The sequence below is a fragment of the Actinacidiphila paucisporea genome (assembly GCF_900142575.1).
GTDB classification, from domain to species: Bacteria; Actinomycetota; Actinomycetes; order Streptomycetales; family Streptomycetaceae; genus Actinacidiphila; species Actinacidiphila paucisporea.
Window position 1 is genome coordinate 1,459 of the sequence record NZ_FRBI01000021.1, and the last position, 26,898, is coordinate 28,356.

Annotated in this window: 22 protein-coding genes and 1 pseudogene; 17 read left to right on the plus strand and 6 right to left on the minus strand. The window is 73.9% G+C overall.

What is annotated here, in order from left to right; translation table 11 throughout:
* Nucleotides 1–735: pseudogene (locus BUE44_RS37615) on the minus strand (hypothetical protein); the annotation flags it as partial.
* A gap of 30 nt (nucleotides 736–765) precedes the next feature.
* Between BUE44_RS37615 and BUE44_RS25820 the strand changes: the two are divergent.
* Nucleotides 766–1,686 (plus strand): tetratricopeptide repeat protein, encoded by a 921-nt coding sequence (locus BUE44_RS25820; RefSeq protein WP_407640059.1) that lies wholly within the window; start codon nucleotides 766–768, stop codon nucleotides 1,684–1,686.
* 106 nt (nucleotides 1,687–1,792) lie between these two features.
* On the opposite strand, the gene BUE44_RS25825 is transcribed toward BUE44_RS25820, so the two are convergent.
* On the minus strand, nucleotides 1,793–3,091 hold the full coding sequence (locus tag BUE44_RS25825) for a DUF1015 domain-containing protein (protein WP_073501396.1): 1,299 nt from the start codon (nucleotides 3,089–3,091) through the stop codon (nucleotides 1,793–1,795).
* 75 nt (nucleotides 3,092–3,166) lie between these two features.
* Between BUE44_RS25825 and BUE44_RS25830 the strand changes: the two genes are divergently transcribed.
* Nucleotides 3,167–4,168: an HAD-IIA family hydrolase gene (locus tag BUE44_RS25830; RefSeq protein ID WP_073501397.1), complete on the plus strand. Its 1,002-nt coding sequence runs from the start codon at nucleotides 3,167–3,169 to the stop codon at nucleotides 4,166–4,168.
* A 36-nt stretch (nucleotides 4,169–4,204) separates the two neighbouring features.
* Here the strand turns inward: BUE44_RS25830 and BUE44_RS25835 are convergent, their stop codons facing one another.
* Both BUE44_RS25835 and BUE44_RS25840 read right to left on the minus strand, forming a co-directional pair.
* Complete coding sequence (locus BUE44_RS25835; RefSeq protein WP_073501398.1) at nucleotides 4,205–5,005, minus strand: siderophore-interacting protein; 801 nt, start codon at nucleotides 5,003–5,005, stop codon at nucleotides 4,205–4,207.
* A gap of 4 nt (nucleotides 5,006–5,009) precedes the next feature.
* Nucleotides 5,010–6,059: an ABC transporter substrate-binding protein gene (locus tag BUE44_RS25840; RefSeq protein WP_073501399.1), complete on the minus strand. Its 1,050-nt coding sequence runs from the start codon at nucleotides 6,057–6,059 to the stop codon at nucleotides 5,010–5,012.
* Nucleotides 6,060–6,116: 57 nt separating this feature from the next.
* On the opposite strand from BUE44_RS25840, the gene BUE44_RS25845 reads away from it, so the two are divergent.
* The 3 genes from BUE44_RS25845 to BUE44_RS25855 all read left to right on the plus strand — a co-directional run bounded on the left by BUE44_RS25845 (nucleotide 6,117) and on the right by BUE44_RS25855 (nucleotide 9,295).
* Complete coding sequence (locus BUE44_RS25845; RefSeq protein WP_079190090.1) at nucleotides 6,117–7,184, plus strand: FecCD family ABC transporter permease; 1,068 nt, start codon at nucleotides 6,117–6,119, stop codon at nucleotides 7,182–7,184.
* Complete coding sequence (locus BUE44_RS25850; RefSeq protein ID WP_073501400.1) at nucleotides 7,181–8,236, plus strand: FecCD family ABC transporter permease; 1,056 nt, start codon at nucleotides 7,181–7,183, stop codon at nucleotides 8,234–8,236. Before BUE44_RS25845 ends, BUE44_RS25850 begins: the two co-directional genes overlap by 4 nt.
* A gap of 171 nt (nucleotides 8,237–8,407) precedes the next feature.
* Nucleotides 8,408–9,295, plus strand: coding sequence for an ABC transporter ATP-binding protein (locus tag BUE44_RS25855; protein ID WP_079190091.1), 888 nt, complete (start codon nucleotides 8,408–8,410; stop codon nucleotides 9,293–9,295).
* Here BUE44_RS25855 and BUE44_RS25860 read toward each other — a convergent pair.
* Nucleotides 9,243–9,590 carry a sterol-binding protein gene (locus BUE44_RS25860; protein WP_073501402.1) on the minus strand — a complete coding sequence of 116 codons (348 nt, stop codon included), beginning with the start codon at nucleotides 9,588–9,590 and terminating at the stop codon, nucleotides 9,243–9,245. The two genes, BUE44_RS25855 and BUE44_RS25860, sit on opposite strands and share 53 nt — an antisense overlap.
* Before the next feature lie 162 nt (nucleotides 9,591–9,752).
* Between BUE44_RS25860 and BUE44_RS38005 the strand changes: the two genes are divergently transcribed.
* The 7 genes from BUE44_RS38005 to BUE44_RS25895 all read left to right on the plus strand — a co-directional run bounded on the left by BUE44_RS38005 (nucleotide 9,753) and on the right by BUE44_RS25895 (nucleotide 17,133).
* Nucleotides 9,753–10,979: a hypothetical protein gene (locus BUE44_RS38005; protein ID WP_073501403.1), complete on the plus strand. Its 1,227-nt coding sequence runs from the start codon at nucleotides 9,753–9,755 to the stop codon at nucleotides 10,977–10,979.
* Nucleotides 10,972–11,223 (plus strand): hypothetical protein, encoded by a 252-nt coding sequence (locus tag BUE44_RS25870; RefSeq protein ID WP_073501404.1) that lies wholly within the window; start codon nucleotides 10,972–10,974, stop codon nucleotides 11,221–11,223. Before BUE44_RS38005 ends, BUE44_RS25870 begins: the two co-directional genes overlap by 8 nt.
* A 13-nt stretch (nucleotides 11,224–11,236) precedes the next feature.
* Nucleotides 11,237–12,046, plus strand: coding sequence for a TlyA family RNA methyltransferase (locus BUE44_RS25875; RefSeq protein WP_073501405.1), 810 nt, complete (start codon nucleotides 11,237–11,239; stop codon nucleotides 12,044–12,046).
* Entirely contained in the window at nucleotides 12,043–12,957 is a 915-nt protein-coding gene (locus tag BUE44_RS25880; protein ID WP_073501406.1) for an NAD kinase, read from the plus strand. Before BUE44_RS25875 ends, BUE44_RS25880 begins: the two co-directional genes overlap by 4 nt.
* 64 nt (nucleotides 12,958–13,021) lie before the next feature.
* Nucleotides 13,022–14,779, plus strand: coding sequence for a DNA repair protein RecN (gene recN, locus BUE44_RS25885; RefSeq protein ID WP_073501407.1), 1,758 nt, complete (start codon nucleotides 13,022–13,024; stop codon nucleotides 14,777–14,779).
* Nucleotides 14,780–15,072: 293 nt separating this feature from the next.
* Complete coding sequence (locus tag BUE44_RS25890; protein WP_407640060.1) at nucleotides 15,073–15,882, plus strand: hypothetical protein; 810 nt, start codon at nucleotides 15,073–15,075, stop codon at nucleotides 15,880–15,882.
* Between the two features lie 120 nt (nucleotides 15,883–16,002).
* Nucleotides 16,003–17,133, plus strand: a complete 1,131-nt coding sequence (locus BUE44_RS25895) for a glycosyltransferase family 4 protein (protein WP_073501408.1) — start codon at nucleotides 16,003–16,005, stop codon at nucleotides 17,131–17,133.
* 173 nt (nucleotides 17,134–17,306) lie between these two features.
* On the opposite strand, the gene BUE44_RS25900 is transcribed toward BUE44_RS25895, so the two are convergent.
* Entirely contained in the window at nucleotides 17,307–19,121 is a 1,815-nt protein-coding gene (locus tag BUE44_RS25900) for a glycoside hydrolase family 15 protein (protein WP_073501409.1), read from the minus strand.
* 425 nt (nucleotides 19,122–19,546) lie between these two features.
* Here BUE44_RS25900 and BUE44_RS25905 point away from each other — a divergent pair, with 425 nt between their 5' ends.
* The 5 genes from BUE44_RS25905 to BUE44_RS25925 all read left to right on the plus strand — a co-directional run bounded on the left by BUE44_RS25905 (nucleotide 19,547) and on the right by BUE44_RS25925 (nucleotide 26,897).
* Nucleotides 19,547–21,199: a CTP synthase gene (locus BUE44_RS25905; RefSeq protein WP_073501410.1), complete on the plus strand. Its 1,653-nt coding sequence runs from the start codon at nucleotides 19,547–19,549 to the stop codon at nucleotides 21,197–21,199.
* A gap of 26 nt (nucleotides 21,200–21,225) precedes the next feature.
* Nucleotides 21,226–21,849 carry an NUDIX domain-containing protein gene (locus BUE44_RS25910; RefSeq protein ID WP_073501411.1) on the plus strand — a complete coding sequence of 208 codons (624 nt, stop codon included), beginning with the start codon at nucleotides 21,226–21,228 and terminating at the stop codon, nucleotides 21,847–21,849.
* A gap of 370 nt (nucleotides 21,850–22,219) precedes the next feature.
* Nucleotides 22,220–24,229 carry a tetratricopeptide repeat protein gene (locus BUE44_RS25915; protein WP_073501412.1) on the plus strand — a complete coding sequence of 670 codons (2,010 nt, stop codon included), beginning with the start codon at nucleotides 22,220–22,222 and terminating at the stop codon, nucleotides 24,227–24,229.
* 209 nt (nucleotides 24,230–24,438) lie between these two features.
* Nucleotides 24,439–25,563, plus strand: a complete 1,125-nt coding sequence (gene ald, locus BUE44_RS25920) for an alanine dehydrogenase (RefSeq protein WP_159450303.1) — start codon at nucleotides 24,439–24,441, stop codon at nucleotides 25,561–25,563.
* Between the two features lie 368 nt (nucleotides 25,564–25,931).
* Complete coding sequence (locus BUE44_RS25925) at nucleotides 25,932–26,897, plus strand: ParA family protein (RefSeq protein WP_033176765.1); 966 nt, start codon at nucleotides 25,932–25,934, stop codon at nucleotides 26,895–26,897.
* Nucleotide 26,898: the final 1 nt, after the last annotated feature.

The following is a 26,898-nucleotide window of genomic DNA, read 5'->3' on the forward strand; positions in this document are numbered from 1 at the left end:
CCCGGTGGTGACCGTCCGCGTTACGACGGCCCGCGCGATGACCGTCCCCGTGGTCCGCGTCGCGAGGGTGACCGTCCCGGTGGTGGCGGCGGTGGATTCCGTCGTGACGACCGTCCCGGTGGCGACCGCCCGCGCTTCAACGGCCCCCGCGATGACCGTCCCGGTGGGGATCGCCCGCGCATCAACGGCCCCCGCGACGACCGGCCGCGCTACGACCGTCCCCGTGACGACCGTCCCCGTGACGACAGGCCCCGCTACGACCGCCCGCGGGACGATCGCCCGAGTCATGACCGGCCCCGGGAGGACCGTCCCCGCTTCGACGGCCCCCGCGATGACCGTCCGCGTTACGACCGGCCCCGCGATGACCGTCCGTCCCGTGACGACCGTCCGCGCTATGACCGGCCGCGTGACGACCGCCCCCGTGACGACCGTCCCCGTGGGCCGCGTCGCGAGGACGACCGCGGCGGCTTCCGCCGTGACGACCGTCCGCGGGACGACAGGCCCCGCTACGACCGCCCCCGTGACGACCGTCCGAGCTACGACCGGCCCCGCGACGACCGTCCGCGCGGCCCGCGTCGCGACGACGACCGGCCCCGCGACGAGCGCGGCCACGGCCGGCGGCCCGCTGTCGAAGGGCGCGGCCGGTTCGAGAACCGCGGTGGCGGCAGGGACGACCGGCGCGAGGAGCGGGAGCCGATCCGCCGGCTGCCCATCCCCGACGAGGTCACCGGGCACGAGATCGACCCGAGCGTGCGCCAGGAGCTGATGAGCCTGCCCAAGACGCTCGCCGACGACGTGGCGCGCAACCTGGTCATGGTGGCGCGGCTGCTGGACGAGGAGCCCGAGCAGGCGTACGCGTACTCGCGCATCGCGCTGCGGCTGGCCTCGCGTGTCGCGGCCGTACGGGAAGCGGCGGGCTTCGCCTCGTACGCGAGCGAGCGCTACGCGGAGGCGCTGGCCGAATTCCGGGCGACCCGGCGGATGACCGGCACGGTCGACCTGTGGCCGGTCATGGCGGACTGCGAGCGCGGCCTCGGCCGTCCCGAGCGCGCGCTGGAGATGGCGGGTGCGCCCGAGGTGCACAAGCTCGACAAGGCGGGCCAGGTCGAGATGCGCCTGGTGGCCGCGGGCGCCCGGCAGGACATGGGCCAGGCCGAGGCCGCGGTGGTGACGCTGCAGAGCTCCGAGCTGGCGTCCAGCGCCGTGCACCCGTGGACCGCGCGGCTGCGGTACGCGTACGCCGACGCGCTGCTGGCCGTGGACCGGGAGCCCGAGGCGCGCGAGTGGTTCGCGAAGGCGCTGGAGGCCGACCAGAACGGCACCACCGACGCGTCGGACCGCCTCGCGCAGCTCGACGGTGTGGAATTCGTGGACGCGTTCGACGACGTGGATGACGCCGACGACGCTGATGACGTGGACTACGCCGACGAGGACACGGCCGACGAGGCCGAAGAGGCCGCGGACGCCGCGGACGAGCCGGACGTCGTCGACGACATCGACGAGGACGACGAGGGCGACGCCGACGAGCAGGACGCGGCCGACGAGGCAGAAGAAGCCGACGCGGCCGACGAGGCCAAGGCCGGCACCGCCGACGTCGACAAGGACGCCGACCTGACGGACGAGCCGGACCCGACGTCGTTCCTGGCCTCGCCCTTCCGCGAGCCCGCGTCGGGCGACCAGGACTAGTCACGCGGCCGCATGGTGACCTGGCCGCGTACTGGCCACGTAGAGGTCCGTAGAACCGAAGGAGGGAGGCACCCGCACACCGCGGGTGCCTCCCTCCTTTTGCGTGTCAGCCCAGATCCAGGCTCCGTATGACCAGCCCGCCGGCCGGCTTCGGCCCGAAGGACGTGGACTTGCGCGGCATCGTCACGCCCTGCTGGGCGAGTTCGAGCACGACGTGCTCGCGTACCGGGTGCATCAGCACCGCCGTGCCCGCGTGCCGTCGGGCCTGTTCGACGGCGGCGTCCGCGGTGTGGATGTAGCGGATCTCGTCGGGGAGGTCGGGGGAGTCGGGGATCTGCCAGACGTGGTCGAGCAGCAGCGTGTGCAGGACGGTGGCGTCCAGGCGCCGCCACTGCGGCGGGCGGTCGGCGGGCACCCAGCGGTCGAGCGCGCCGGGATCGGGGCGGTCCAGGAGGTGGAAGCCGCCGTCGCCCGCGAGGACGAAAGCGTTGCCGGCCTGCGCCGCGTCGGCCAGGACGGCGAGGGCCTTGTCGAGGGTGTGGCCGGGCAGTTCGCGTACCCGGAAGTACCGGCCGGCGGTGTCGAGGGCGCGGTCGAGCGGCAGGCGTTGCAGGACGCGGTGGATCGCGCGGACCCGCAGCGGGTGGCGTGCGGTGTCGACGAGCAGGACGAGGCCGTGGTCCCACGGGGTGCCGGGCGGATGTTCTGCCCGCAGCCTGAGGTAGGTGGCCCAGCGGTGGTGGCCGTCGGCGATCAGGGCCTGGCGGCCGGCCAGGTCGGCGCCGATCGCGGCGATCTCGGCCGGGTCGGTCAGCGACCACAGGCGGTGGTGGACGCCGTCCTCGGTCGTGGTGTCGAGCAGGGGCTCGCGGGTGTCCGCGGTGTGCTCGACGAGGGTGGCGGTCGCGTCGCCGTCGCGGTAGGCGAGCAGCAGCGGTTCGAGGTTGGCGCCGGTGGAGCGCATCAGGGCGGCGCGGTCCGCGACCGGGCCCGGCATCACGTCCTCGTGCGGCAGGACGACACCGTCCTCGGGCGGGGTGAGCCGCAGGGCGCCGATGACGCCGCGTTGCAGGTGGTCGCCGTCGCGCTGCTCGTAGACGTACAGCGCCGGGTCGCGGTCGGCGGCGAGCACGCCCTTTTCCCGCCATTCGGCGAGGGTGCGGGCGGCCTTGGCGTGCCGGGCGTCCGGCGTGTCGGCGTCGGGGAGGATGAGGCGGACGACGTTGTACGGGTCGGCCGTCTCCAGGTGGCGCTGTCCGTCAGGTCGTACGACCACGTCGTAGGGCGGTGAGGTGACCGCCGCGAGGCTGCCGACGCGCGCTGCGGCGTAGCGGAGGCCGCGGAAGGGGGTGAGCCGCAGGCCGTGCTCGCCGTCGGGTCCGGGGTGGGGACCGGGGATGCTCATCAGCGCATGGTACGTCCGGCCGTGCCGATGGGGGATGATCGAGGAGACGTCGACTCAGGAGGAGCGAGCCCGCCCATGACCCACCGGACCAGTCCGAGCGGCAGCGACCAGCCGCTGGACACCGCGTACGACACGGCGCTGCTCGACCTCGACGGGGTGGTCTACGCGGGCGGCGACGCCATCGCGCACGCCGTCGACTCGCTGTCCGCGGCGCGCTCCGCGGGGATGCGGCTCGCCTACGTCACCAACAACGCCGCCCGCACGCCGCAGGCCGTCGCGGAGCATCTCAGCGAACTCGGCGTGCCGGCCGGCGCCGAGGACGTCATCACCTCGGCGCAGGCCGTGGCCCGGCTCATCGCCGACCATGTGCCCGCCGGGTCCAAGGTCCTCGCCGTCGGCGGCGAGGGCCTCCTCGCGGCGCTGCGGGAGCGCGGGCTCCAGCCCGTCGAGTCCGCCGCCGACGCGCCCGCGGCGGCCGTGCAGGGCTACGGGCCCGACCTGCGCTGGTCGCAGCTCGCGGAGATGGCCCACGCGGTGAACGCCGGGGTGCCGTGGTTCGCCTCCAACACCGACCTGACCATCCCGACGGCCCGCGGTATCGCGCCCGGGAACGGCGCGGCCGTCGAGGTGGTGCGGATCGCGACCGGCGGTACGCCGCGGGTGGCGGGCAAGCCGCAGCCGCCGATGCACCGCGAGACGGTGATCAGGACCGGGGCCGAGCGCCCCCTCGTCGTGGGGGACCGGCTCGACACGGACATCGAGGGGGCCAACGCCTCCGGCGTGGACTCGCTGCTGGTCCTCACCGGGGTCACCACCCCGGCCGCCCTCGTCGCGGCCACGCCGGAGCACCGGCCGACGTATGTCGCGGCCGACCTCCGCGGCCTCCTCGGCCCCCACCCGCCCGTCACCTGGGACGGCTCGCAGGCCCACTGCGGCGGCTGGAGCGCCACCGCGTCCCTCGACCTCACCGGTTCCGGCGACCCCCTCGACGGCCTGCGCGCCCTCTGCGCCGCTGCCTGGTCCGCGCCTTCCACCGATCCTGACCCCTCCAAGTCCCTGGCCCAGCTGGGCTTCTGACCGTTCCCGCGACCTGACCGGGCAGCCGGAGGGGGGTCAGGCCGCCGGGAGGAGGGCGTCCTCGGAGGTGCCTCGGCGCCAGTAGCCGGTGAAGGTGACGGCGGAGCGGGGGAAGGCGCGGGCGCCGACGAGGTGGCGGCGCAGGTCGCGGACGGTGGCGGCCTCGCCGGCGACCCAGGCGTACGGCGTGCCCGTGGGGAGGGCGGCCGCGGCGACGGCCGCGGGGAGCGAGGAGGGCCGGGTCAGCCAGCTGATCTCGGCCGCGCACTTCGTGGGCAGCTCGATGCGGTCCGCCGGATCGCCGACGGAGATCCACGCCTTGACCACCGTGCCGGCCGGCAGCCACTCCAGGATTCCGGCGACGGCCGGCACCGCCGTCTCGTCGGCGCACAGCAGCACCCAGTCCGTGCCGGGCGGCGGCCGGAAGTCGACGCCGCCGTTGTCGGGCACGACGGGCGCGAGGACGGTGAGCCGGTCCCCGGGCGCGGCCCGGCCGACCCACCGGGAGGCGGGCCCGAGGTCGCCGTGCAGGGCGAAGTCGATGTCGACCTCGGCGGGGGAGCGCCGCACGTCGCGGACCGTGTACGTACGCATGACGCCGCGCACGTCGGGGTCCAGCGCGCGCCAGCGCGGGTACCAGTCGGTGTCGAGGACGTCGGGCAGTACCGGTTCGTGCTGCCCGTCCTGCGGCAGGAAGAGCTTGAGCCGCTGGTCCCGGCCGCCGGTGGCGACCGCGTCGAGGCCGGGGCCGCCGAGTACGACCCGCAGCAGGCCGGGGGAGAGCCGGTGGGTGCGCAGCACCCGGGCGCGGAAGAAGTCGTAGGCGGGTGCGGTCACGGCGTCAGCTCACCTTCTTCGCGCCGGTGACGGCCTTGGTGAGCGCTTCGATCTGGTCGGCGCACTTGGCGTAGGAGAAGATCGGCTCGCTGGGCCAGCCGTGCACCTGCCCGGCCTTGACGGCGGGCAGTTGCCGCCAGGTGGGCCGCCCGGTGAGGTCCTCGGGCTGCAGGGTGGCGGAGCGGTTGTCGAGCATGATGACGTCGGCCTTGTACTTGTCGGCGGCCTCCCAGCTGAGGGTCTCGAAGAAGCCGCCCTCGACCTTGTCGGGGACGATGAAATCCACCCCGAGGCTCTGGTAGTACGTCAGGTCGGAGGCCGACGACGGTGTGGAGACGTAGAAGGACTCGGTGCTGGCGGAGGCGGCCATCACCGTGAGCCCGCCGGCGGACTTGGCCGCGGCCCGCAGGCCGGCCGAGGCGGTCTCGAAGCGGGTCTTGGCTGCGGCGTTGGCCGCGGAGGCGAGATCGGCGCCGAGGGCGGCGGCGAGTTCGGCGTAGCGCCGCAGCGGGGTGGTGAGCGGGACGCCCGTGACGTTGATGCCGGCGCTGGGGGCGATGCCGAGGATCTTCGCTGCGCTCTGCTCGGGCACGTACCACAGGGACTTGGCGTCGTACATGTGGCTGATGAGCAGGCCGGGGGACAGGGCGGCGTATTTCTCGACGGCGAACTCGCCCCAGACGTTGCCGAGCACGGTGACCTCGGCGACGTCGAGGTCGCCCGCCTGCGCGTCCGGGGAGCCGTCCTTGAGCCGGGTGGGGCCGAAGACGCCGGCGCACCGGATGCCGTAGTCGTACAGGGCCGCGGCGGAGCCGACGTAGGCGACCAGGTGTGCGGGCGGGTGGTCGAGCGTGACCGTTCGCTTGCGGTCGTCGGTGAAGGAGAAGGGGCCCGCGGCGGGCTTCGCGCCGCCCGGGGCGCCGTCGGGCGTGGCCGCGGGGGAGTCCGGGTCGCCGCAGGCGGCCAGCAGGGCGCCGGCGCCGAGGGCGCCGCCGGCGGCGAGCACCCCGCGGCGGGACATTCCGGACATGGCGGGGAAACGGGAAGGGCTCATGGGGGAGTACCGCTCTACTCGGGGAGGAGTTGGTGAGGTTAGGCTAACCTAACCGTCGTGTTGGTTGATCACGGCTCCCCGCCTCCCCCCGCCGCCCTCGCGGCCGCCCCGCCCGCGCACGGCTCCCCGGCCCGTAGGAACGCCGCCAGAGGCGCCGGGCTGCTGGCCGCCACGGGACTGCTGCTCGCCGTCGCCGTGGCGAGCATCGCGGTCGGCGCCAAGGACATCCCGCTCGACCAGGTCTGGCACGGCCTGTTCCACTACGCGGGCACCGACGACGACGTCGTGATACGCAAACTGCGGCTGCCCCGCACCCTGCTCGGCCTGATGGTCGGCGCCGCCCTCGGCGTCGCCGGGGCCGCCATGCAGGCCCTCACCCGCAACCCGCTCGCCGACCCCGGCCTGCTCGGCGTCAACGCGGGTGCCGCCGCGGCCGTCGTCACCGGCATCAGCTTCCTCGGCGTCACCTCCCCCGGCGCCTACGTGTGGTTGGCGCTGGCCGGCGCCGCCGCCGTCTCCGTACTGGTCTACGCGGTCGGCGGCAGCAGATCCGCCACGCCGGTACGCCTCGCGCTGGCCGGCACCGCTGTCACCGCCCTGCTCCAGGGCTGGTCGAGCGCCGTGCAGCTCACCGACAGCGTGGCCCTGGACCGGATGCGCTTCTGGCAGGTCGGCTCGCTGGCCTCCGCCGACCTGGCCACCGTCCGCAGGATCGCGCCCTTCCTCCTCGTCGGCGCCCTGCTGGCACTGGCAACGGCCCGCCCGCTCAACGCCATCGCGCTCGGCGACGACACCGCCCGCGGCCTCGGCGCCCGGCTGACCTCCACCCGGATCCTGGTGATGGCCGCCATCACCCTGCTGTGCGGGGCCGCCACCGCCGCCTGCGGGCCGATCGTCTTCATCGGCCTGATGGTCCCGCACGTCGTCCGCGGCGTCACCGGGCCCGACATGCGCTGGATCCTGCCCTACGCGGCCGTCCTCTCGCCCGTGCTGCTGCTCGGCTCCGACGTGCTCGGCCGGCTGCTCACCCGGCCGGCCGAACTGCAGGTCGGCATCGTCACCGCGGTCATCGGCGGCCCGGCCTTCATCGCGCTGGTGCGCCGCGGAAGGACGGCGCAGCTGTGAGCCGGGCCCGTACGGCGGGCACCGCCGTCCTGCGGACCGCACGCGGCGGCCTGTCGCTGCGCCTGGACCGGCGGGCCGCCGCCGCGGCGGCCGGGCTGCTCGCCCTCGCGCTCACCGCCGCCGTCGTCCTGGTCGGCACCGGCGACTACGCCATCGCCCCGGCCGACGTGCTGCGGACGCTCACCGGACACGGCACCCCGGGCCAGGACTTCGTCGTCCGCCAGTTGCGGCTGCCGCGGGTCGTGGTCGCGCTGCTGGTCGGCGCCGCCCTCGGCATGGCGGGCGCCGCCTTCCAGTCCGTCGCGCGAAACCCGCTGGGCAGCCCCGACGTCATCGGCTTCGGCCAGGGCTCGGCGGCCGGCGCGCTGACCGTCATCGTGCTGCTGCACGGCTCGTCGTACGAGGTCGCCGCGGGCGCGGTGGCCGGCGGGCTGCTCACCGGGCTCGCCGTCTACGCGCTGGCGTGGCGGCGCGGGGTCCAGGGCTACCGGCTCGTCCTGGTCGGCATCGGCGCCTCCGCCGTGCTCGCCGCGGCCAACAGCTACCTGCTGGTGAAGGCGAACTTCGTCGACGCCGCCCGGGCCGTCGTCTGGATCACCGGCTCTCTCGACGGCCGCGACTGGGACGAGGTGTGGCCGCTGCTCGCCGCCTGCGCGGTCCTGATGCCCGTACTGCTCGGCCAGGGCCCGGCGTTGCGGCTCACCGAAATGGGTGACGATGCGGCCGCCGCGCTCGGCGTACGCGTCGAACGCGTCCGGCTGACCACCGTGCTGGCCGCCGTCCTGCTCACCGCCGCCGCGACAGCCGCCGCCGGCCCCATCGCCTTCATCGCCCTCACCGCCCCCCAACTCGCCCGCCGCCTGACCCGTTCCCCCGGCGTCAGCCTGCTGCCGTCAGCACTGATGGGCGCCACCCTCCTGGTCCTCGCCGATCTGACCGCCCAGCACGCCTTCGGCCCCGCCCAGGTCCCGGTCGGAGTGGCCACGGGTCTCCTGGGCGGCGCCTACCTCCTCTGGCTCCTGACCACCGAGCGCCGCTCGGGCCGGATATGAGACGAGCCCGCGTGCGCTTGCCCGTGCCGGGCGGTGGCTTCGCCGGGCTGGGCCCGGCGAGGGCTGCGGGTTCGCCCGGTGTGTGCTCGCCCGGCGAGGGATGCGGCGGTTTGTCGGCTGGTCGACTCGGCGACTTCTGTTGTACTGAACGACCCTTCCGGAGGTATGCGCATGACCACCCGAAATGACGACACGTCGACCGGGCGGCCGCGGCTGCGAGCCGACGCGGTCACCCTCGGATACGACCGGCGGGTCATCACGGAAAAGCTGAGTGTCGACATACCGGACCACTCCTTCACCGTCGTCGTCGGACCCAACGCGTGCGGCAAGTCGACATTGCTGCGCGCGCTCGCCCGGCTGCTCAAGCCCGCGCAGGGCCGGGTGCTGCTCGACGGGCGGACGATCGGGAGCCTGCCGGCCAAGGCGGTGGCCAGGACGCTCGGGCTGCTCCCGCAGACCTCGGTGGCACCCGACGGCATCACGGTGGCCGCGTTGGTGGCCCGCGGCCGCTACCCGCACCAGGGCCTGCTGCGGCAGTGGTCGGTGGAGGACGAGCAGGTCGTCGCGGAGTCGATGGCCGCCACCGGCGTGGCCGAACTCGCCGACCGCCAGGTGGACGAACTGTCCGGCGGGCAACGGCAGCGGGTGTGGATCGCGATGGCCCTGGCCCAGCGGACACCGCTGCTGCTGCTCGACGAACCGACCACGTATCTGGACATCCAGCACCAGATCGACGTCCTCGACCTGTGCGCCGGGCTGCACGAGGAGGGCGGCCGCACGCTCGTCGCCGTCCTGCACGACCTCAACCAGGCCGCGCGTTACGCCACCCACCTGATCGCCATGCGCGACGGGCGTGTCGAGGCGGAGGGGCCGCCTGCCGAAATCATCACCGCCGAACTGGTCGAGCGGGTCTTCGGCGTGCGCTGCCGGGTCATCGAGGATCCGGAGAGCGGGACCCCGCTGGTCGTGCCCGCCGCCCGCCGGCCCCGTACGGCGGCGGCCGGCGTCACAGCAGCGAGCGCAGCCGCAACACGTCCCGCAGCGACGCGTGCACCCTGACACGCCCGCTGCCCCACGCCTTGGCGAAACCCAACTCGCCGCCGACCATCGCCACCAGGTCGTCTCCCGACATCGCCAGCCGGATCTGCGCCTTGTCGTCCGGGGTGCCGGGCACGGCGACCACAGCGGTGAGGGTGCCGCCGGCCAGCCGCCCCGCGAAAGTGACGTCCAGATCGGTGATACGGCAGCTCAACGAGCGGTCCAGGGCGGTGGCGGCACGCATGTCGCCCTCCGCCCCCGCCATATTCCGCGCCAGTTGGTCGAGTGCGGCGCGGCACTCCTCAAGGGTGGCCATCGGCGAGGTGTCTCCCGGTCGGACGGTACCTCCGGACGACGGTACCGCAGCGCAGTGTCGACGGGCCGCGGCGGCGGAAGGCGGTAGCGTCATGACCACGGTGGTCCGCACAAGGGCCGCCGGCTGAACGATGTGTCAACGGCGAGGCGAGGAGTGAGAGCGATGCGGGACGCACTGCGTACCTGTCTGCAGATCGCGGGCGGCCTGACCGAGGCCACCCGCCGCCGGACGGTCGACACGGCCAAAGAGATGCTGGATCAGACCGGTATCGACGTCGAGTCCGTCCAGCGGAAGATCGGTTCTGCCATCCCGGCGGAGGTGCAGACCCTCGCCGACGAACTGATGGCCACCGGACGGGCCAACCGCGATCTGCTGCTCGGGCTGATCCGCGAGGAGGTCGACAAGGCGATGAACCGGGTCGGCCGGCTCGCCGACGAGGTGACGAAGGTCGGCGTCGTCCTGGAGACGCTCGAACGCCGGATCCGCAACCTGGAGTCGACCGACAAGGAGCAGGACGCGGACACCCCGGCGCCCAAGCGGGCACCGTCCGAGCCGGTGCCGCCGGTGCAGCACGTGCGGGTCGATGACGAACCGGTCCCCGCACCGGGCAAGGCCGCCGCAAAGAAGGCCGCGCCCGCGAAGAAGACGGCGCCGCCGGCCGCGAAGAAGGCGGAGCCCGCTGCCCGCAAGACCGCGGCGGCGAAGAAGGCCACGACCACCAAGTCGGCCGCCGCCCACCAGACGACGGCGACGAAGAAGACCGCGGCCAAGAAGTCGGCTGTAAAGAAGACCGCGGCAAAGAAGACCCCGGCCAAGTCCACGGCGACGAAGACGGCGGCCAAGAAGGCCACCACGCCGCGGAAGTCGACCGCGAACCCCACCAGGACCACCACGGCCGGCGCGGCCGGCACGGCGAGGAATGCCGCCGCCAAGTCGGCGCCGGCCGCGCCTACCGCCGCCAAGACGGCCCCGGCGGCCCCGAGCGCCGCCAAGTCGGCCCCGGCGGGCACGACCGGCGCCGCCGGCGCCGCGAAGCGGGCGACCCCCGCGACCGGCACCAGTGCCGCGACCGGCGCCGCGAAGAAGTCGACCGCGGAGAAGAAGCCGGCCCCCGCCAAGAAGTCGACCGCGGCCAAGAAGGCCACCCCCGCGGAGGTGGCGGCCGTCGCGAAGAAGACCGCGCCCGCCAAGAAGTCGGCCGCGGCGAAGAAGGCCACTCCCGCCAAGGAAGCGGCTCCCGCGAAGAAGGCCACTCCCGCCAAGGAGGCGGCTCCCGCGAAGAAGGCCACTCCCGCGGAGGTGGCGGCCGTCGCGAAGAAGACCGCGCCCGCCAAAGAACCGGCCGCCGCGAAGAAGACCGCGTCCCCGGACGTGACCGGAAATGAGTGAGACCACCGCGGAGCCGGGCGCGTACGGTGGGGTTTCCGCGCCCGCGCAGTCCCCGGACGCGCCCGCGCGCCCGGAGCCGCTGGGGGTGACGGTCGCCCCGACGGGGAATGCTGACATCGACGCGGCGATAGACCGCCTCGCCGACGCCGGCGACCTGCCGACGCAGTCCCATATCGAGGTGTACGAGGATGTGCACCGCGGGCTGCGCGACGCGCTCGCCGCGCTGGACGAGAACAGGAGCTGAACCGTACGTGGCAGTGGCACGACGCCGACTCGACGCCGAGCTGGTGCGCCGGAAACTCGCGCGCTCCCGCGAGCACGCGAGCCAGTTGATCGCCGCGGGCCGGGTCACCGTGGGGGGCGCGACCGCCACCAAGCCCGCGACGCAGGTGGAGACCTCGGCCGCCGTGGTGGTGGCCGAGGGCGGGGACACGCCCGACTACGTGTCGCGCGGCGGCCACAAACTGGCCGGCGCGCTGGCCGCGTTCCAGCCGCACGGGCTGGCCGTGGCCGGCCGCAGGGCGCTGGACGCGGGCGCGTCCACCGGCGGCTTCACCGATGTGCTGCTGCGGGCGGGCGCCGCCGAGGTGGTGGCGGTCGACGTCGGCTACGGCCAGCTCGCGTGGTCGCTGCAGAGCGACCCGCGGGTCGTGGTCAAGGACCGGACGAACGTGCGGGAGCTGACGCTCGACCACATCGACGGCGAGCCCGTCGGCCTGGTCGTCGGCGACCTGTCGTTCATCCCGCTCGGCCTGGTGCTGCCCGCCCTGGTGCGCTGCGCCGCGCCGGACGCGGACCTGGTGCTGATGGTCAAGCCGCAGTTCGAGGTGGGCAGGGAGCGGCTCGGTAGCGGAGGGGTGGTCCGCAGCGCCCAGCTGCGGGCCGAGTGCGTGACGAAAGTCGCCGGTCAGGCGGCTGAGCTCGGCCTGGGGGTGCTGGGGGTGACCGCGAGCCCGCTGCCCGGTCCTTCGGGGAACGTGGAATATTTTCTCTGGCTGCGCGCCGGTGCGCCCGCACTGGACCCGGCCGATGTCGACCGTGCTGTGGCGGAGGGGCCGAACCGGTGACCATCAAGAGCGACGTACTTGACCGTACCGTCTTCCTGCTGACCCACACCGGCAGGGCCGCCGCGATCCGCAGCGCGGAGCGGGTCGTCCAAGGCCTGCTGCGCTGCGGGATCGGCGTGCGGCTGCTGGCCGACGAGGCGGTCGACCTGCCGCTGCCCCCGGAGGTGGAGCAGGTCGCGGCAGCCGGCCCCGAGGCCGTCGAGGGCTGCGAGCTGATCATCGTGCTGGGCGGCGACGGGACGCTGTTGCGCGGCGCCGAATTCGCCCGCGCCTCCGGTGTCCCGCTGCTCGGCGTCAACCTCGGCCGGGTCGGCTTCCTCGCAGAAGCCGAGCGCGACGACCTCGACAAGGTCGTCGACCGGGTCGTCACCCGCGAGTACGAGGTCGAGGAGCGGATGACGCTCGACGTGCTCGTACGCAACGACGGCCGGATCGTGCACACCGACTGGGCCCTCAACGAGGCCTCCGTCGAGAAGGCGTCGCGGGAGCGGCTGCTCGAAGTCGTCACCGAGGTCGACGGCCGCCCGGTCTCCCGCTTCGGCGGCGACGGCGTGGTCTGTGCGACCCCGACCGGCTCCACCGCCTACGCCTTCTCCGCCGGCGGCCCCGTCGTCTGGCCCGAGGTCGAGGCGCTGCTGATGGTCCCGATCAGCGCGCACGCGCTGTTCGCCAAGCCGCTGGTGACCTCGCCCCGCTCGGTCCTCGCCGTCGAGGTGCAGCCCGAGACGCCCAACGGGGTGCTGTGGTGCGACGGCCGCCGCACCGTCGAACTGGCCGCCGGGGCCCGGGTCGAGGTGCGGCGCGGCGCCGTCCCCGTCCGGCTGGCCCGGCTGCACCACGCCTCCTTCACCGACCGCCTGGTGGCGAAGTTCGCCCTCCCGGTGGCGGGCTGGCGCGGCGCCCCCGCGTGACCCGCTGCTGAGGGAAAGGCCATTGCCGGGCGGCGGGCGTCGCGCGGGGGGCGGGAAACCTCGTATGGTCGTATCCGTGCTGGAGGAAATGCGGATCAGGTCGCTGGGGGTCATCGAGGACGCCGTGGTGGAGCTGTCACCCGGCTTCACAGCGGTGACCGGTGAGACCGGCGCGGGCAAGACCATGGTGGTGACCAGCCTCGGCCTGCTGCTCGGCGGCCGGGCCGACCCCGCCCTGGTGCGGATCGGCGCCGGCTCCGCGGTCGTCGAGGGCCGGATAGCGATGGCCGCGGACACCCGCGCCGCGATCCGCGCCCAGGAGGCGGGCGCCGAGCTGGACGACGGTGTGCTGCTGATCAGCCGTACGGTGTCCGCGGAGGGCCGCTCCCGGGCGCACCTGGGCGGGCGTACGGTCCCGGTCGGGCTGCTCGGCGAGCTCGCCGACGACCTGGTCGCCGTGCACGGCCAGACCGACCAGCAGGGTCTGCTGCGGCCCGCCAGGCAGCGCGAGGCCCTGGACCGCTACGCCGGCCACAGCGTCGTCGCCGCACTGGAGAAATACGGCGCCGCCTACCGCAGGCTGCGCGACATCGCCACGGAGCTGACCGAACTGACCACCCGGGCCAGGGAACGCGCCCAGGAGGCCGACCTGCTGCGCTTCGGCGTGGAGGAGGTCTCCGCGGCCGAGCCGCAGCCCGGGGAGGACGCCGAACTGGCCGCCGAGGCCGAGCGGCTCGGGCACGCCGAGGCACTCGCCTCGGCCGCGACACTCGCGCACGCCGCGCTGGCCGGGAATCCCGAGGACCCCGAGGGCGTCGAGGCCGGCACCCTGGTCGCCGGCGCCCAGCGCGCCCTCGACTCGGTCGCCGCACACGACCCCGACCTGGCCGCGCTCGCCGCCCGGCTCGGCGAGATCGGCATCCTGCTCGGCGACGTGGCCGGCGAGCTGGCCGGCTACGCCGACAACCTGGACGCCGACCCGCTGCGGCTCGCCGCGGTCGAGGAGCGCCGGGCCGTACTCGCCCATCTCGTACGCAAGTACGGCACCGACATCGACGCGGTCCTCGCCTGGGCCGGGCAGAGCTCCGCCCGGCTCGCCGAGCTGGAGGGCGACGACGACCGCATCGCCGAACTCACCGCGGAGCGGGACGCGCTGCGGGCCGAGCTGAGCGCCCTGGGCCAGCACCTCACCGACCTGCGCACCGAGGCCGCCGAGCGCTTCGCCACCGCCGTCACCGCGGAGCTGGCCGAACTGGCCATGCCGCACGCCCGGGTCACCGTGGCCATCCGGCAGACCGAGGTCCCCGAGGCGGACGCCGAGACCGGCATCGAGATCAACGGCCGGCCCGTCACCTACGGCCCGGCCGGCGCGGACGAGGTGGAGCTGCTGCTCGCCCCGCACCCCGGCAGTCCCGCCCGGCCCATCGCCAAGGGTGCCTCCGGCGGTGAGCTGTCCCGGGTGATGCTCGCCGTCGAGGTCGTCTTCGCCGGGTCCGACCCCGTGCCCACGTATCTCTTCGACGAGGTCGACGCCGGGGTCGGCGGCAAGGCCGCGGTCGAGGTCGGCCGCCGTCTCGCGCGCCTCGCGCGCACCGCCCAGGTCGTGGTCGTCACCCACCTCCCCCAGGTGGCCGCCTTCGCCGACCGCCAACTCCTGGTCGAGAAGACGAGCGACGGCTCCGTCACCCGCAGCGGCGTCACCGTCCTGGAGGGCGAGGCCCGCATCCGCGAGCTGTCCCGCATGCTCGCGGGCCAGGAAGACTCCGAACTGGCCCGCGCCCACGCGGAAGAACTCCTGGCCACGGCCCGCGGCGCCCGCTAGCCCCCGCACCCCTGGCGGTTGCCCTCTGTGCAAGGCGGCACCCCCGAAGGGGCGCGTGGGGGCACCCCCAGGCGAAGCTCTGGGGGAGAACTGCGCGGCCAGCCGTGGACCGGCTGCGCGTCGTCGCCGTCCCCAGGGGGCTGTTGGTGCCGTGTCCGGGCTACCGGCCGTCGCACGTCGTCGCCCCGCTAGGGGCTGTTGCTGTCGTTCCCGGGCCGGCGGCCGGTGGGTGGGTGGCTGGGCGGTTGGGGGTGGTGAGGGGTGGGCAGGGGGAACTGGTGGAGAGTGGGCGGGTGTCGGTGGGGTTGGCCGCGGCTGGGGCGACCCGCGTCGCGTACGGGCTGCTGCGGCGGCGGCCGCCGGTCGAGGCGCGGTTGTGGCGGCGGACGAACTACGCCGGGCGCGGGGTCGAGCTGTACGGCGGGCTCGCCGCGGCGGCGGGAGCGGCGACCGCGGTGGCCGCGGCCAAGGGCGTGGCGGTGCGTACGCGCGTCGCCGCGGTCGGCGCCGCACTGGTGGCCGGCGCCTGCGGGGCGTACGACGACCAGCACGGCTCCGCCACGGAACGCGGCTTCGGGGCGCACCTCACGGCGCTGCGCGAGCACCGTCTCACCTCCGGCGCGGTGAAACTGCTGGGCATCGGCGCCGCCGGGCTGACCGCGGGCATCCTGCTCAAGGCCCACCCGGCCGACCAGGTGCTGACCGGCGTGGTCATCGCCGGCACCGCCCACGCGGTGAACCTCCTGGACGTGCGGCCCGGCCGCGCGGCCAAGGCGGTGATCGCGGTCGGCGCCCCCGGCCTGCTGCGCCGCGGCCCGGCCGCCCTGCTGGCCGCCGCGCCGGTGGGCGCCGCGGCCGCGGTGCTGCGCGACGACGTGACCGAGCGCACGATGCTCGGCGACGCGGGCGCCCACGCGCTGGGCGCCGCGCTGGGTGCCGCCCTCGCCGTGGCCAGCGGCAGGACCGGGCTGTTCCTGCACGCCGCGGTGCTGGTCGCCATGACGGCGGCGGGCGACCGTATCTCCACCGAGGAGCGGTTGTGGACGGCCCCCGGAGTACGGCACGTTGACTCCTGGGGCCGGGTGGCACACCCGTATGGGTGATCCGGGACGCGGGTGAGCCGGTCGGACCGCGCCCGCGGCGGCCCCACCCCTTGCGCGGCCTGGCATCCTGGACAGGCGCACCCGACGCAGAACAGGCCCGAGTCAGGAGCAGTACCCCGCGTGAGCAGCACCTCCGACCCCTTCGCAGGGCAGCTGCACGCCGTGCACGTGCTGGGCACGACGGCGGGAGCGCATGTCAGCTCACTGGTCGGCGGGCTGGTGGCGCGGGGCGTCGAGGTGACCGTCTGCGGCCCGGTCGCCGCCGAGGCGGACTACGCCTTCGGTACGACCGGCGCCCGCTACGTCCCCGTCGAGCTGGGCCGCCGCCGCGCCACCGCGGCCGACGCCCCGGTGGTCGGCGCGCTGCGCGCCGCCTTCACCGGCGCGGGCGTGGTGCACGCGCACGGCCTGTGGGCGGGCTTCCTCGCCGCCGTCGCGCTCGGCGGCCGCCACGTCCCGCTGGTCGTCACCTGGCACGGCGGCGCCCCCGTGGCGGGCGGCCGCGGCCTGGTGCTGCGCTGGTTCGAACGGCGGGCGGTACGCGCCGCCACCATCGTGCTCGGGGTGTCGTCCGAGCTGGTCGACCGGGCGAGGAGCCTGGGCGGCAAGGACGTACGCCTCGCGCCGGCCGCCGTACCGCGCCCGCCGGGCCGGCCGCCGCGGCCGCCCGAGGAGGGCGAGCGCTACCGGCAGAAGACCAGGGCCGACCACGGCGCCGTCGACCGCCCGCTGCTGCTCGCCGTCGGCAGGCTGGAACCGCGGCAGGGCTACGACCTGCTGCTCGACGCCGTCGAGCTGTGGTCGACCCTGGACCCCGCACCGCTGGTGGCCGTCGCGGGCGAGGGCGGCAGGCGGGCCGTGCTGGAACGCCGTATCGAGGCGGGCCGGCTCCCCGTCCTGCTGCTCGGCAGCCGCGACGACGTCCCCGAACTGCTTGCCGCGGCCGACCTCGTGCTGTTGCCCAGCCGCTGGGAGGCCCGCGCACTGATCGCCCAGGAGGCGCTGCACGCCGGCGTCCCGCTCGTGGCCACCGACGTCGGCGGCATGCGCGAACTCGTCGGCGACGCCGCCGTCCTGGTCCCGTACGGTGACCCCGCCGCCCTGGCCACCGCGGTCACCACGCTCCTCGCCGACCCCGACCGCCGCGCCGCCCTCTCCATCGCCGGCCGCGCCCAGGCCGCCACCTGGCCCACCGAGGACGACACGGTGGCCCAGGTCCTGAGCGTCTACGACGAGCTCACCCAGCGCTGAGCCCCAGGCCCTAGGGCCTGTCGTTCGGATCTCCGCGGCGTCGCGGCGCCCGGCACGCACATCTGCCGCGTTGTCGTCAGTCGACGACGGCTCCGCGTCGCCTCCTTCCTCCGCCTTGCAGCTGCACGCACCAAGCACCGCTCCTTCCTCCACGGAGATCCAAACGACAGGCCCTAGGCGCGGAAGGCCCCCGCGGCGGTGAGCCGCAGAGCCGTGTCGATCAGCGGGACGTGGCTGAAGGCCTGCGGGAAGTTGCCGACCTGGCGCTGGCGGCGCGGGTCCCACTCCTCGGCGAGGAGGCCGAGGTCGTTGCGCAGGTCGAGCAGCTTCTCGAAGAGGCGGCGGGCCTCCTCGACGCGGCCGATCATGGCCAGGTCGTCGGCGAGCCAGAAGGAGCAGGCCAGGAAGGCGCCCTCGTCGCCGGGCAGGCCGTCGAGGTTGTCGTCGCCGCTGGTGTCGCCGCTGGAGGTCGGGTAGCGCAGCACGAAGCCGTCCTCGGTGGACAGCTCCCGCTGGATCGCCTCGATCGTGCCGATGACCCGCTTGTCGTCCGGGGGCAGGAAGCCCATCTGCGGGATGAGCAGCAGCGAGGCGTCCAGCTCGCGCGACCCGTAGGACTGCGTGAAGGTGTTCCGCTCGCGGTCGTAGCCCTTCTCGCACACGTCGTAGTGGATCTCGTCGCGCAGGTCCTTGAGCCGCTCCAGCGGCCCGTCGACCTCGCCGGACTCGATGAGCTTGACGGTGCGGTCGACGGCGACCCAGGCCATCACCTTGGAGTGCACGAAGTGCCGGCGGGGGCCGCGTACCTCCCAGATGCCCTCGTCCGGCTCGTTCCAGTGCTTCTCCAGGTAGCGGATCAGCTTGAGCTGCAGCAGGCTGGCGTAGTCGTTGCGGGCCAGGCCGGTCATGTGGCCCAGGTGCAGCGCCTCGGTGACCTCGCCGTAGACGTCGAGCTGGAGCTGGTGCGCGGCGCCGTTGCCGATGCGGACCGGGGTGGAGCCCTCGTAGCCGGGCAGCCAGTGCAGCTCGTTCTCGCCCAGCTCGCGCTCGCCGGCGATGCCGTACATGATCTGCAGGTTCTCCGGGTCGCCGGCGACCGCCCGCAGCAGCCACTCGCGCCAGGCCTGCGCCTCCTCGCGGTAGCCGGTGCGCAGCAGCGAGGACAGGGTGATCGCCGCGTCGCGCAGCCAGGTGAAGCGGTAGTCCCAGTTGCGGACCCCGCCGATGTCCTCGGGCAGCGAGGTCGTCGGCGCCGCCACGATGCCGCCGGTCGGGCCGTACGTCAGCGCCTTGAGGGTGATCAGCGAGCGCACCACGGCCTCGCGGTAGGGCCCGGTGTACGTGCACTGGGCGACCCATGCCCGCCAGAAGTCCTCGGTCGCGGTGAGCGAGCCCTCCGGGTCGGGCAGCGAGGGCTGCGGCTTGTGCGACGGCTCCCAGCTGATCGTGAAGGCCACCCGGTCGCCGGGGGCGACGGTGAAGTCGGAGTAGGTGGTCAGGTCCTTGCCGTACGTGTCGACCTCGGTGTCCAGCCACACGGAGTCGGGCCCGGCCACCGCCACCGTGCGGTCGCCGACCTTGTGCACCCACGGCACCACCTGGCCGTACGCGAACCGCATCCGCAGGGCGGAGCACATCGGCACCCGCCCGCTGACGCCCTCGACGATCCTGATGACCTGCGGGGCGCCGTCGCGCGGCGGCATGAAGTCGATGACCCGGACCGTGCCGCGCGGGGTGTCCCATTCGGACTCCAGTACGAGCGAGTCGCCGCGGTAGCGGCGCCGGGTCGCGGCCGGCGGCTGCTCGCTGCCGCGGTGGGCCGGGCCGAGCCGCCAGAAACCGTGCTGCTCGGTGCCCAGCAGCCCGGCGAAGACCGCGGGCGAGTCGAAGCGGGGCAGGCACAGCCAGTCGACCGTGCCGTCCCGGCAGACCAGTGCGGCGGTCTGCATATCACCGATGAGTGCGTAGTCCTCGATACGCCCGGCCACGTGCGACTCCAGTCGAATGACGGCGCCGCCCCAATGCCTGGGACGGTCTTGCGGTCTGGGGATATTCGACGAGCTCATGATCCGGGAGCGGGCGGGATGGTGCCGTGCCGGCCGGCTCGCATCAATGCGTCCGTGCAGGATACGTCGTCCGGGTGTGCGGATGTGCGTGTCTCTGCGATCTTCGCCGGCCCTTTCCGGGTGCGTTCCGGGCACATCGGGTCCCGTTCCGGGCCTGTCGTGCCGCCGCTGCGCCGCTGTCACGGCGCGGTCGCGGCGCACCGGGCACGCGCCGCCTGCCGAAGCCGCCCGGCACCGCTGATACCCTGGTAGCCCGTGGGCCGGTGGGCTGAACCACTGAACCGCCGCGACGGCGCTCCCCGACGAGCCCGTCCCGACCCTCACCTCGCGACCACGGGAGCCCCCTCTTGGCAATTGCGCCGAAATCCACGACGACCAAGCACATCTTCGTCACCGGTGGGGTGGCCTCCTCGCTCGGCAAGGGCCTGACCGCGTCGAGTCTCGGCGCGCTGCTCAAGGCACGCGGCCTGCGGGTCACCATGCAGAAGCTCGACCCGTATCTGAACGTGGACCCGGGCACCATGAACCCGTTCCAGCACGGTGAGGTCTTCGTCACCGAGGACGGCTCCGAGACCGACCTCGACATCGGCCACTACGAGCGCTTCCTGGACGTCAACCTGGCCGGTTCGGCGAACGTCACCACCGGGCAGGTGTACTCGACGGTCATCGCCAAGGAGCGGCGCGGCGAGTACCTGGGCGACACCGTGCAGGTCATCCCGCACATCACCAACGAGATCAAGTCCCGTATCCGCCGGATGGCCGCCGACGACGTGGACGTCGTCATCACCGAGGTCGGCGGCACCGTCGGCGACATCGAGTCGCTGCCGTTCCTCGAATCCGTCCGCCAGGTCCGCCACGAGGTCGGCCGGGACAACGTCTTCGTCGTGCACATCTCGCTGCTGCCGTACATCGGCCCGTCCGGCGAGCTGAAGACCAAGCCCACCCAGCACTCGGTGGCCGCGCTGCGCAACATCGGCATCCAGCCGGACGCCATCGTGCTGCGCGCCGACCGCGAGGTGCCGACCGCGATCAAGCGCAAGATCTCGCTGATGTGCGACGTCGACGAGGACGCGGTCGTCGCCGCGATCGACGCGCCGTCCATCTACGACATCCCCAAGGTGCTGCACACCGAGGGCCTCGACGCCTACGTCGTACGCCGCCTCGACCTGCCCTTCCGCGACGTGGACTGGGCGCAGTGGGACGACCTGCTCAGGCGGGTGCACGAACCCGCCCACGAGGTGAAGGTCGCCCTGGTCGGAAAGTACATCGACCTGCCCGACGCCTACCTGTCGGTCACCGAGGCGCTGCGGGCCGGCGGCTTCGCCAACAACGCCAAGGTCACCATCAAGTGGGTCACCTCCGACGCCTGCAAGACCCCGGCCGGCGCCGCGGAGCAGCTCGGCGACGTGGACGCGGTCTGCGTGCCCGGCGGCTTCGGCGACCGCGGTGTCGAGGGCAAGGTGGCCGCGATCACCTACGCCCGCGAGCAGCGCATCCCGCTGCTCGGGCTGTGCCTGGGCCTGCAGTGCATCGTCATCGAGGCGGCCCGCAACCTGGCCGGCATCGCCGACGCGAACTCCACCGAGTTCGACCCGGCGACCGCGCACCCGGTGATCTCCACGATGGCCGAGCAGCTCGACATCGTCGGCGGCAAGGGCGACCTCGGCGGCACGATGCGGCTCGGCACCTACCCGGCCAAGCTCGCCGAGGGCTCCATCGTCCGCGAGGTCTACGGCGACCAGCCGTACGTCGAGGAGCGGCACCGGCACCGCTACGAGGTCAACAACGCCTACCGCGCCGACCTGGAGAAGGCGGCCGGCATCGTCTTCTCCGGCACGTCGCCGGACAACAAGCTCGTCGAATACGTCGAGTACCCGCGCGAGGTGCACCCCTACCTGGTGGCGACCCAGGCGCACCCCGAGCTGAAGTCCCGCCCGACCCGGCCGCACCCGCTGTTCGCCGGGCTGGTGAAGGCCGCGGTGGAGCGGCGCACCGTCTGAGACACCCCATTCCTGGAAGGCGCAGCATGATCGAGGACACCCCGGAGGAGTGGCGGGTCACGGCCACGTCCACGCCCTTCACCGGCAAGAAGACCAGCGTCCGCACGGACGAGGTGGTCATGCCCGACGGGAGCACGGCGACCCGCGACTACCAGGTCCACCCCGGTTCTGTCGCCGTCGTCGCGCTCGACGACCAGGACCGGGTGCTGGTGCTGCGCCAGTACCGGCACCCGGTGCGGCAGCGGCTCTGGGAGATCCCGGCCGGCCTGCTCGACGTCCCCGGCGAGAACCCGCTGCACGCGGCCCAGCGCGAGCTGTACGAGGAGGCGCACGTCAAGGCCGAGGACTGGCGGGTGCTCATCGACGTCTACACCACCCCCGGCGGGTGCGACGAGGCCGTCCGCGTCTTCCTGGCCCGCGGCATCTCCGAGGCCGAGGGCGACCGCTTCGAGGTCTCGGACGAGGAGGCGGACATGGAGATGGCCCGCGTCCCCCTCGCCGACCTCGTCCACGGCGCCCTGGCCGGCGCCCTCCACAACAACTGCCTGGCCGTCGGCGTACTGGCCCTGCGGGCGGCCCAGACGGGCGACGGCCTCGACGCCCTCCGCCCGCCCGAGGCGCCATGGCCGGCCCGCCCCTTCACCCCGTAGGCGCCGAAAGTCCTCCCACCTGCCACCGCATGGGGCTGCCCGCCCTAGGGGTGCTGCCCCTTGCGGTGCGTTGCTTTCTTTCCCGCCTTGCCGGCGGACCGGCCCTGTGATCGTCACAGAACGGGGCTGCCACCTCAGCGGCGCGTGGGGGTACCCCCAGGTGCAGCTCTGGGGGAGAACTGCGCGCCCAGCCACGGTGACGCGAAGGGCGCGGCTCCGCCGCAAGGGCACCCGGCTGCGCGAAAGGCGGCTGCGCCGCCCGGGCGGCGGGACCGGCGTCAACTACGCTCGTCGCCGTAGCGGCAAAGGCGACGGCGGCGCCGTTGCCGAGACGCGGCGACCAGGACCGACCGAGCCGGGAGCGTGGCCCGTGACAGAGCAGTCCCTCCGCTCGGACCCTGCAGGCCCGCGCCCCGGCGACGGCGGGGTCGTCGTCCTTCCCGGCGTGCCGGCGAATTTCGTCGGGCGGGAGAGAGAACTGGCCGAGCTGCTCGCCGACATCGACAGGCCCGGTCTCGGCAGCGGTACGCCGACGGCCGCGCGGGTGCTGCTGGTGGCCGGACGGCCCGGGACGGGCCGCACCGCGCTGGCGTTGCGGCTCGCCGCCGAGGTGGCCGAGCGCTATCCCGACGGCCGCTTCTTCGTCCGGCTGACCAGCGCGGAGGGCACGCCGGTGCCGGTCGAGCAGGTCGCCCGCGGGTTGCAGCGGGCGCTGGGCGGCCCGCAGGCCGCCCGGCGGCGGCTGCTGCTCGTGCTCGACGACGTGGTGCAGGCCGGACAGCTGGCCGCGCTGCTGCCCGACTCGCCCGACAGCCTGGTCGTGGCCACCTCGGGCGGCCCGCTGTCCGGCGTCCCCGACGTACGCCCCTGCACGCTCGGCGGGCTCGACACCCCGGCCGCCGTACAGCTGCTGGCGGCGACCCTCGGTGCCACCCGCGTCAGCTGCGACCCGCGCGGCGCGGAGACCCTGGTGCAGGAACTCGCCGGCCACCCCACCGCCCTCCACCTGACCGCCGCCTGGCTGGCCGCCCGGCCCGGCCTCTCCTTCGCCGACACGACCACCCGCCTTCGCGCCATCCCCGCCACGCCCCCTGCTGCCCGCGTGCCCCGCCCGGCCGGGGAGATGCCGCAGGCCGCCGCCGACCGCTACCAGCCCGCGGCGGGCGAGCTGGTGCGGGCTTTCCGGCTGGCCTATGACGCCTTGCCCGGCGCGGCCGCGCGGATGTTGCGGCTGCTGGTGCTCGCGCCCGCCGGGGTCGTGGACGCGCAGGGGGCGTCGGCGCTGGCCGGGTGCGCGGTGGACGCGGCGGAGGCGGCGCTGGGGGATTTCGTACGGGGCGGCCTGGTGGCCGGCGGGGGGTCGCTCCACCGGGTGCCTGGGTGCCTGGAGCCGATGCTGGCCGGGCTGCTCGCGGAGGCGGAGCGGCCGGAGGAGGTGCGGCTGGCACGGGCCAGGATGCTGGAGCGGACGGTGCGGCTGCTGCTGTCGTGCCGGGCGGCGCTGGCCCGGGAGCCGGTGGAGGAGGGGATGCCGCGGGCTCTGCGGTTCGACACCGCCCAGGCGGCAGCCGGGTGGCTGGAGTCGCGGCTGCCCGCCCTGCTGGCCGCCGCGCGCTCCGCGGTCGCCGACGGCGAGCTGGACACGCTCGCCCGCCGCCTGGTGGCCGCCCTGGTCCGCGCGCTGGCCGCCTTCCCGGGCGGTGACGCGATGGCCGCCGAGCGCTACGAGCTGCACTCCCTGGTACTGGACGTCGCCGAGCGCCGCGGACTGGTCCGCGAAAAGGCCGCCGCCTTGATAAACCTCGGCGATCTGGACGCCGCCGCGGGCCGTACCGACCGCGCCCTGGACCGCTACCGCGTCGCTCTGGACGCGGCCCGCGCCTGCGACGACCGGCAGGCCGAGGGCCGCGTCCTGGAGGCGCTGGGCGGTACGTATCTTGAGCGGCGCGATCCGGGCCGCGCCTTCGACTGGTACGGGCGGGCCCTCGCCTTGCGCCAGGCCGGCGGAGAACTCGCCGACCAGGCCAGGCTGCACGGCAGGATCGGCACCCTGCTGGCGTACACCGGCCAGTACGGCCCCGCGCTGCGCGCCTGGCGTACGGCCGCCGGCATCAGCAAGCGGCTGGGCGACCTGCCGGCGCAGGCCCGCGCCCTGGCCGAGGCGGCCCGGGTCCAGGAGTCCGCCGGTCGCCCCGACGACGCGGTGCGCAGCTGCCGTGACGCGCTGTACTGGGCGCGGCAGGCGGCCGACCGCCGACTGGAGGCGGCGCTGCTGCTGCGGCTCGCCGACCTCCTGGACCGGCTCGGCGACCCGGAGGGCGCCAGGTTGCAGCGCGAGGCGGCGAAGGGCCTGTTCAGCCGGGGTGCGCAGCCCGGCTGACGCCCCGGCCCACTTGCCGCCCGCAACCCCTTGCCAGCCTACGAAACTGCCAATGCTCTGCCGGAAACCAGCCACTTTGTAAGGCTGGACAGCAGCTCTTCCTTCACTAGACTGGGCGTGGCCGCACACAACGCGGTCAGGTCCGACGTGTCGTGTCAATCCACACGATGTCAGGACGATCCAGCCGGTTATCCCTGAGTGCAAGGACCGTGATCGACGTGAAGGTGGGCATCCCCCGCGAGGTCAAGAACAACGAGTTCCGCGTGGCCATCACCCCGGCCGGCGTGCACGAGCTCGTACGAGGCGGACACCAGGTCCTCGTCGAGGAGGGCGCGGGCGGCGGTTCGTCCATTCCCGACGCCGAGTACGTCGCGGCCGGCGCCGCCATCCTCGGCACCGCCGACGAGGTGTGGGCGGCGGCCGACCTGCTGCTCAAGGTCAAGGAGCCGGTCGCCGAGGAATACCACCGGCTGCGCAAGGGCCAGACCCTCTTCACGTACCTGCACCTCGCGGCCTCCCGCGAGTGCACCGACGCGCTGCTGGAGTCCGGCACCACCGCGATCGCGTACGAGACGGTCGAGACCGCCGACCGCCGGCTGCCGCTGCTCGCCCCGATGTCCGAGGTCGCGGGCCGGCTCGCCCCGCAGGTCGGCGCCTACCACCTGATGCGCTCGGCCGGCGGCCGCGGCGTGCTGCCCGGCGGGGTGCCCGGCGTGCGGTCGGGGCGGGCCGTCGTCATCGGCGCCGGCGTCTCCGGCTGGCACGCCACCACCATCGCGCTCGGGCTCGGCTTCCACGTCACGCTGCTCGACAAGGACGTCAACAAGCTGCGCGAGGCCGACAAGGTGTTCGGCAACCGGGTGCAGACCATCGCGTCCAACGCCCTCGCCCTCGAACAGGCCGTGCTGGACGCCGACCTGGTCGTCGGCGCGGTGCTGGTCCCGGGCGCCAAGGCGCCCAAGCTGGTCACCAACGAGCTGGTCTCGCGCATGAAGCCGGGCGCCGTGCTGGTGGACATCGCGATCGACCAGGGCGGCTGCTTCGAGGACTCCCGGCCGACCACCCACGCGGAACCGACCTTCACCGTCCACGAGTCGGTCTTCTACTGCGTGGCCAACATGCCCGGCGCGGTGCCCAACACCTCGACCTACGCGCTCACCAACGCCACCCTGCCGTACGTCGTTGAGCTGGCCGACCGCGGCTGGCGCGAGGCGCTGCGCCGCGACCCGGCGCTCGCGCTCGGCCTCAACGCCCATGAGGGACAGGTCGTTTACGGTCCGGTCGCCGACGCGCACGGACTCGATTCGGTCGAACTGCACACACTGCTTGGCTGATAGCGACACGCCGTGTCGACACGGCGTCAACACCGCACCTCCGGCCGGGTCTTGCGACGTCAGGACCCGGCCGTTCAGGTGCTTACGCCCTTGACAGCCGGGTGTTCGGTTGCCGACACATCATGCCGTGTCCGGCGGATTGTGTTGCTGTGAACCACCGACACGCCATAGAGTCGCGAATCGTCGGCTGTAGTCACGCTGACCTGTCTAGAAGTTTCCTGGTCACCAAGGAGGTAAGACGACTTGTGAATGAGTCGACATTTGCTCCCGGGGGTGGTCAACCAGGAATGACCGTCGGTTCCGTCGCGGTCCGCACCTTCGAGTCCCGCAGAGCCGAGACGACCACAGAGACGCGACCTGCTTCCGCCATGGCGCCTTTCAACGACGACAACGACCTGCAGGACGGTCAGTTCTACGACCCCGACGCGGAGTACGAGCCCGATCCGGAGTACGCCGCGACGCTCGCCCCCGACGCGGCCCGCCAGCGCCGTGAACGCGTCGGCCCCACCGGCCGGCCGCTGCCCTACTTCCCGATCCCCAACCCGCTCACCGACCACGGTCCGGCGAAGATCGTCGCGATGTGCAACCAGAAGGGCGGGGTCGGCAAGACCACCTCGACCATCAACCTGGGCGCCGCGCTGGCCGAGTACGGCCGCCGGGTGCTGCTGGTCGACTTCGACCCGCAGGGAGCGCTGTCCGTCGGACTCGGCGTCAACCCGATGGAACTGGACATCACCGTCTACAACCTGCTGATGGAGCGCGGGCTCGCGGCGGACGAGGTGCTGCTCAAGACCGCGGTGCCGGGCATGGACCTGCTGCCCAGCAACATCGACCTGTCGGCCGCCGAGGTGCAGCTGGTCAGCGAGGTGGCCAGGGAGTCGACCCTGCAGCGCGCCCTCAAGCCGCTGATGGCCGACTACGACTACATCGTGATCGACTGCCAGCCCTCGCTCGGCCTGCTCACCGTCAACGCGCTCACCGCCGCGCACTCGGTGATCGTGCCGCTGGAGTGCGAGTTCTTCGCGCTGCGCGGGGTCGCGCTGCTCACCGAGACCATCGAGAAGGTCCGCGAGCGGCTCAACCCGGAACTCGAACTCGACGGCATCCTCGCCACCATGTACGACTCGCGGACCGTGCACAGCCGCGAGGTGCTGGCCCGCGTGGTCGAGGCCTTCGACGAGCACGTCTTCCACACCGTGATCGGCAGGACCGTGCGCTTCCCGGAGACCACCGTGGCCGGCGAGCCGATCACCACCTACGCCTCCAACTCCGTCGGCGCCGCCGCGTATCGCCAACTCGCCAGGGAGGTGCTCGCCCGGTGCCACGCCGAGTGAC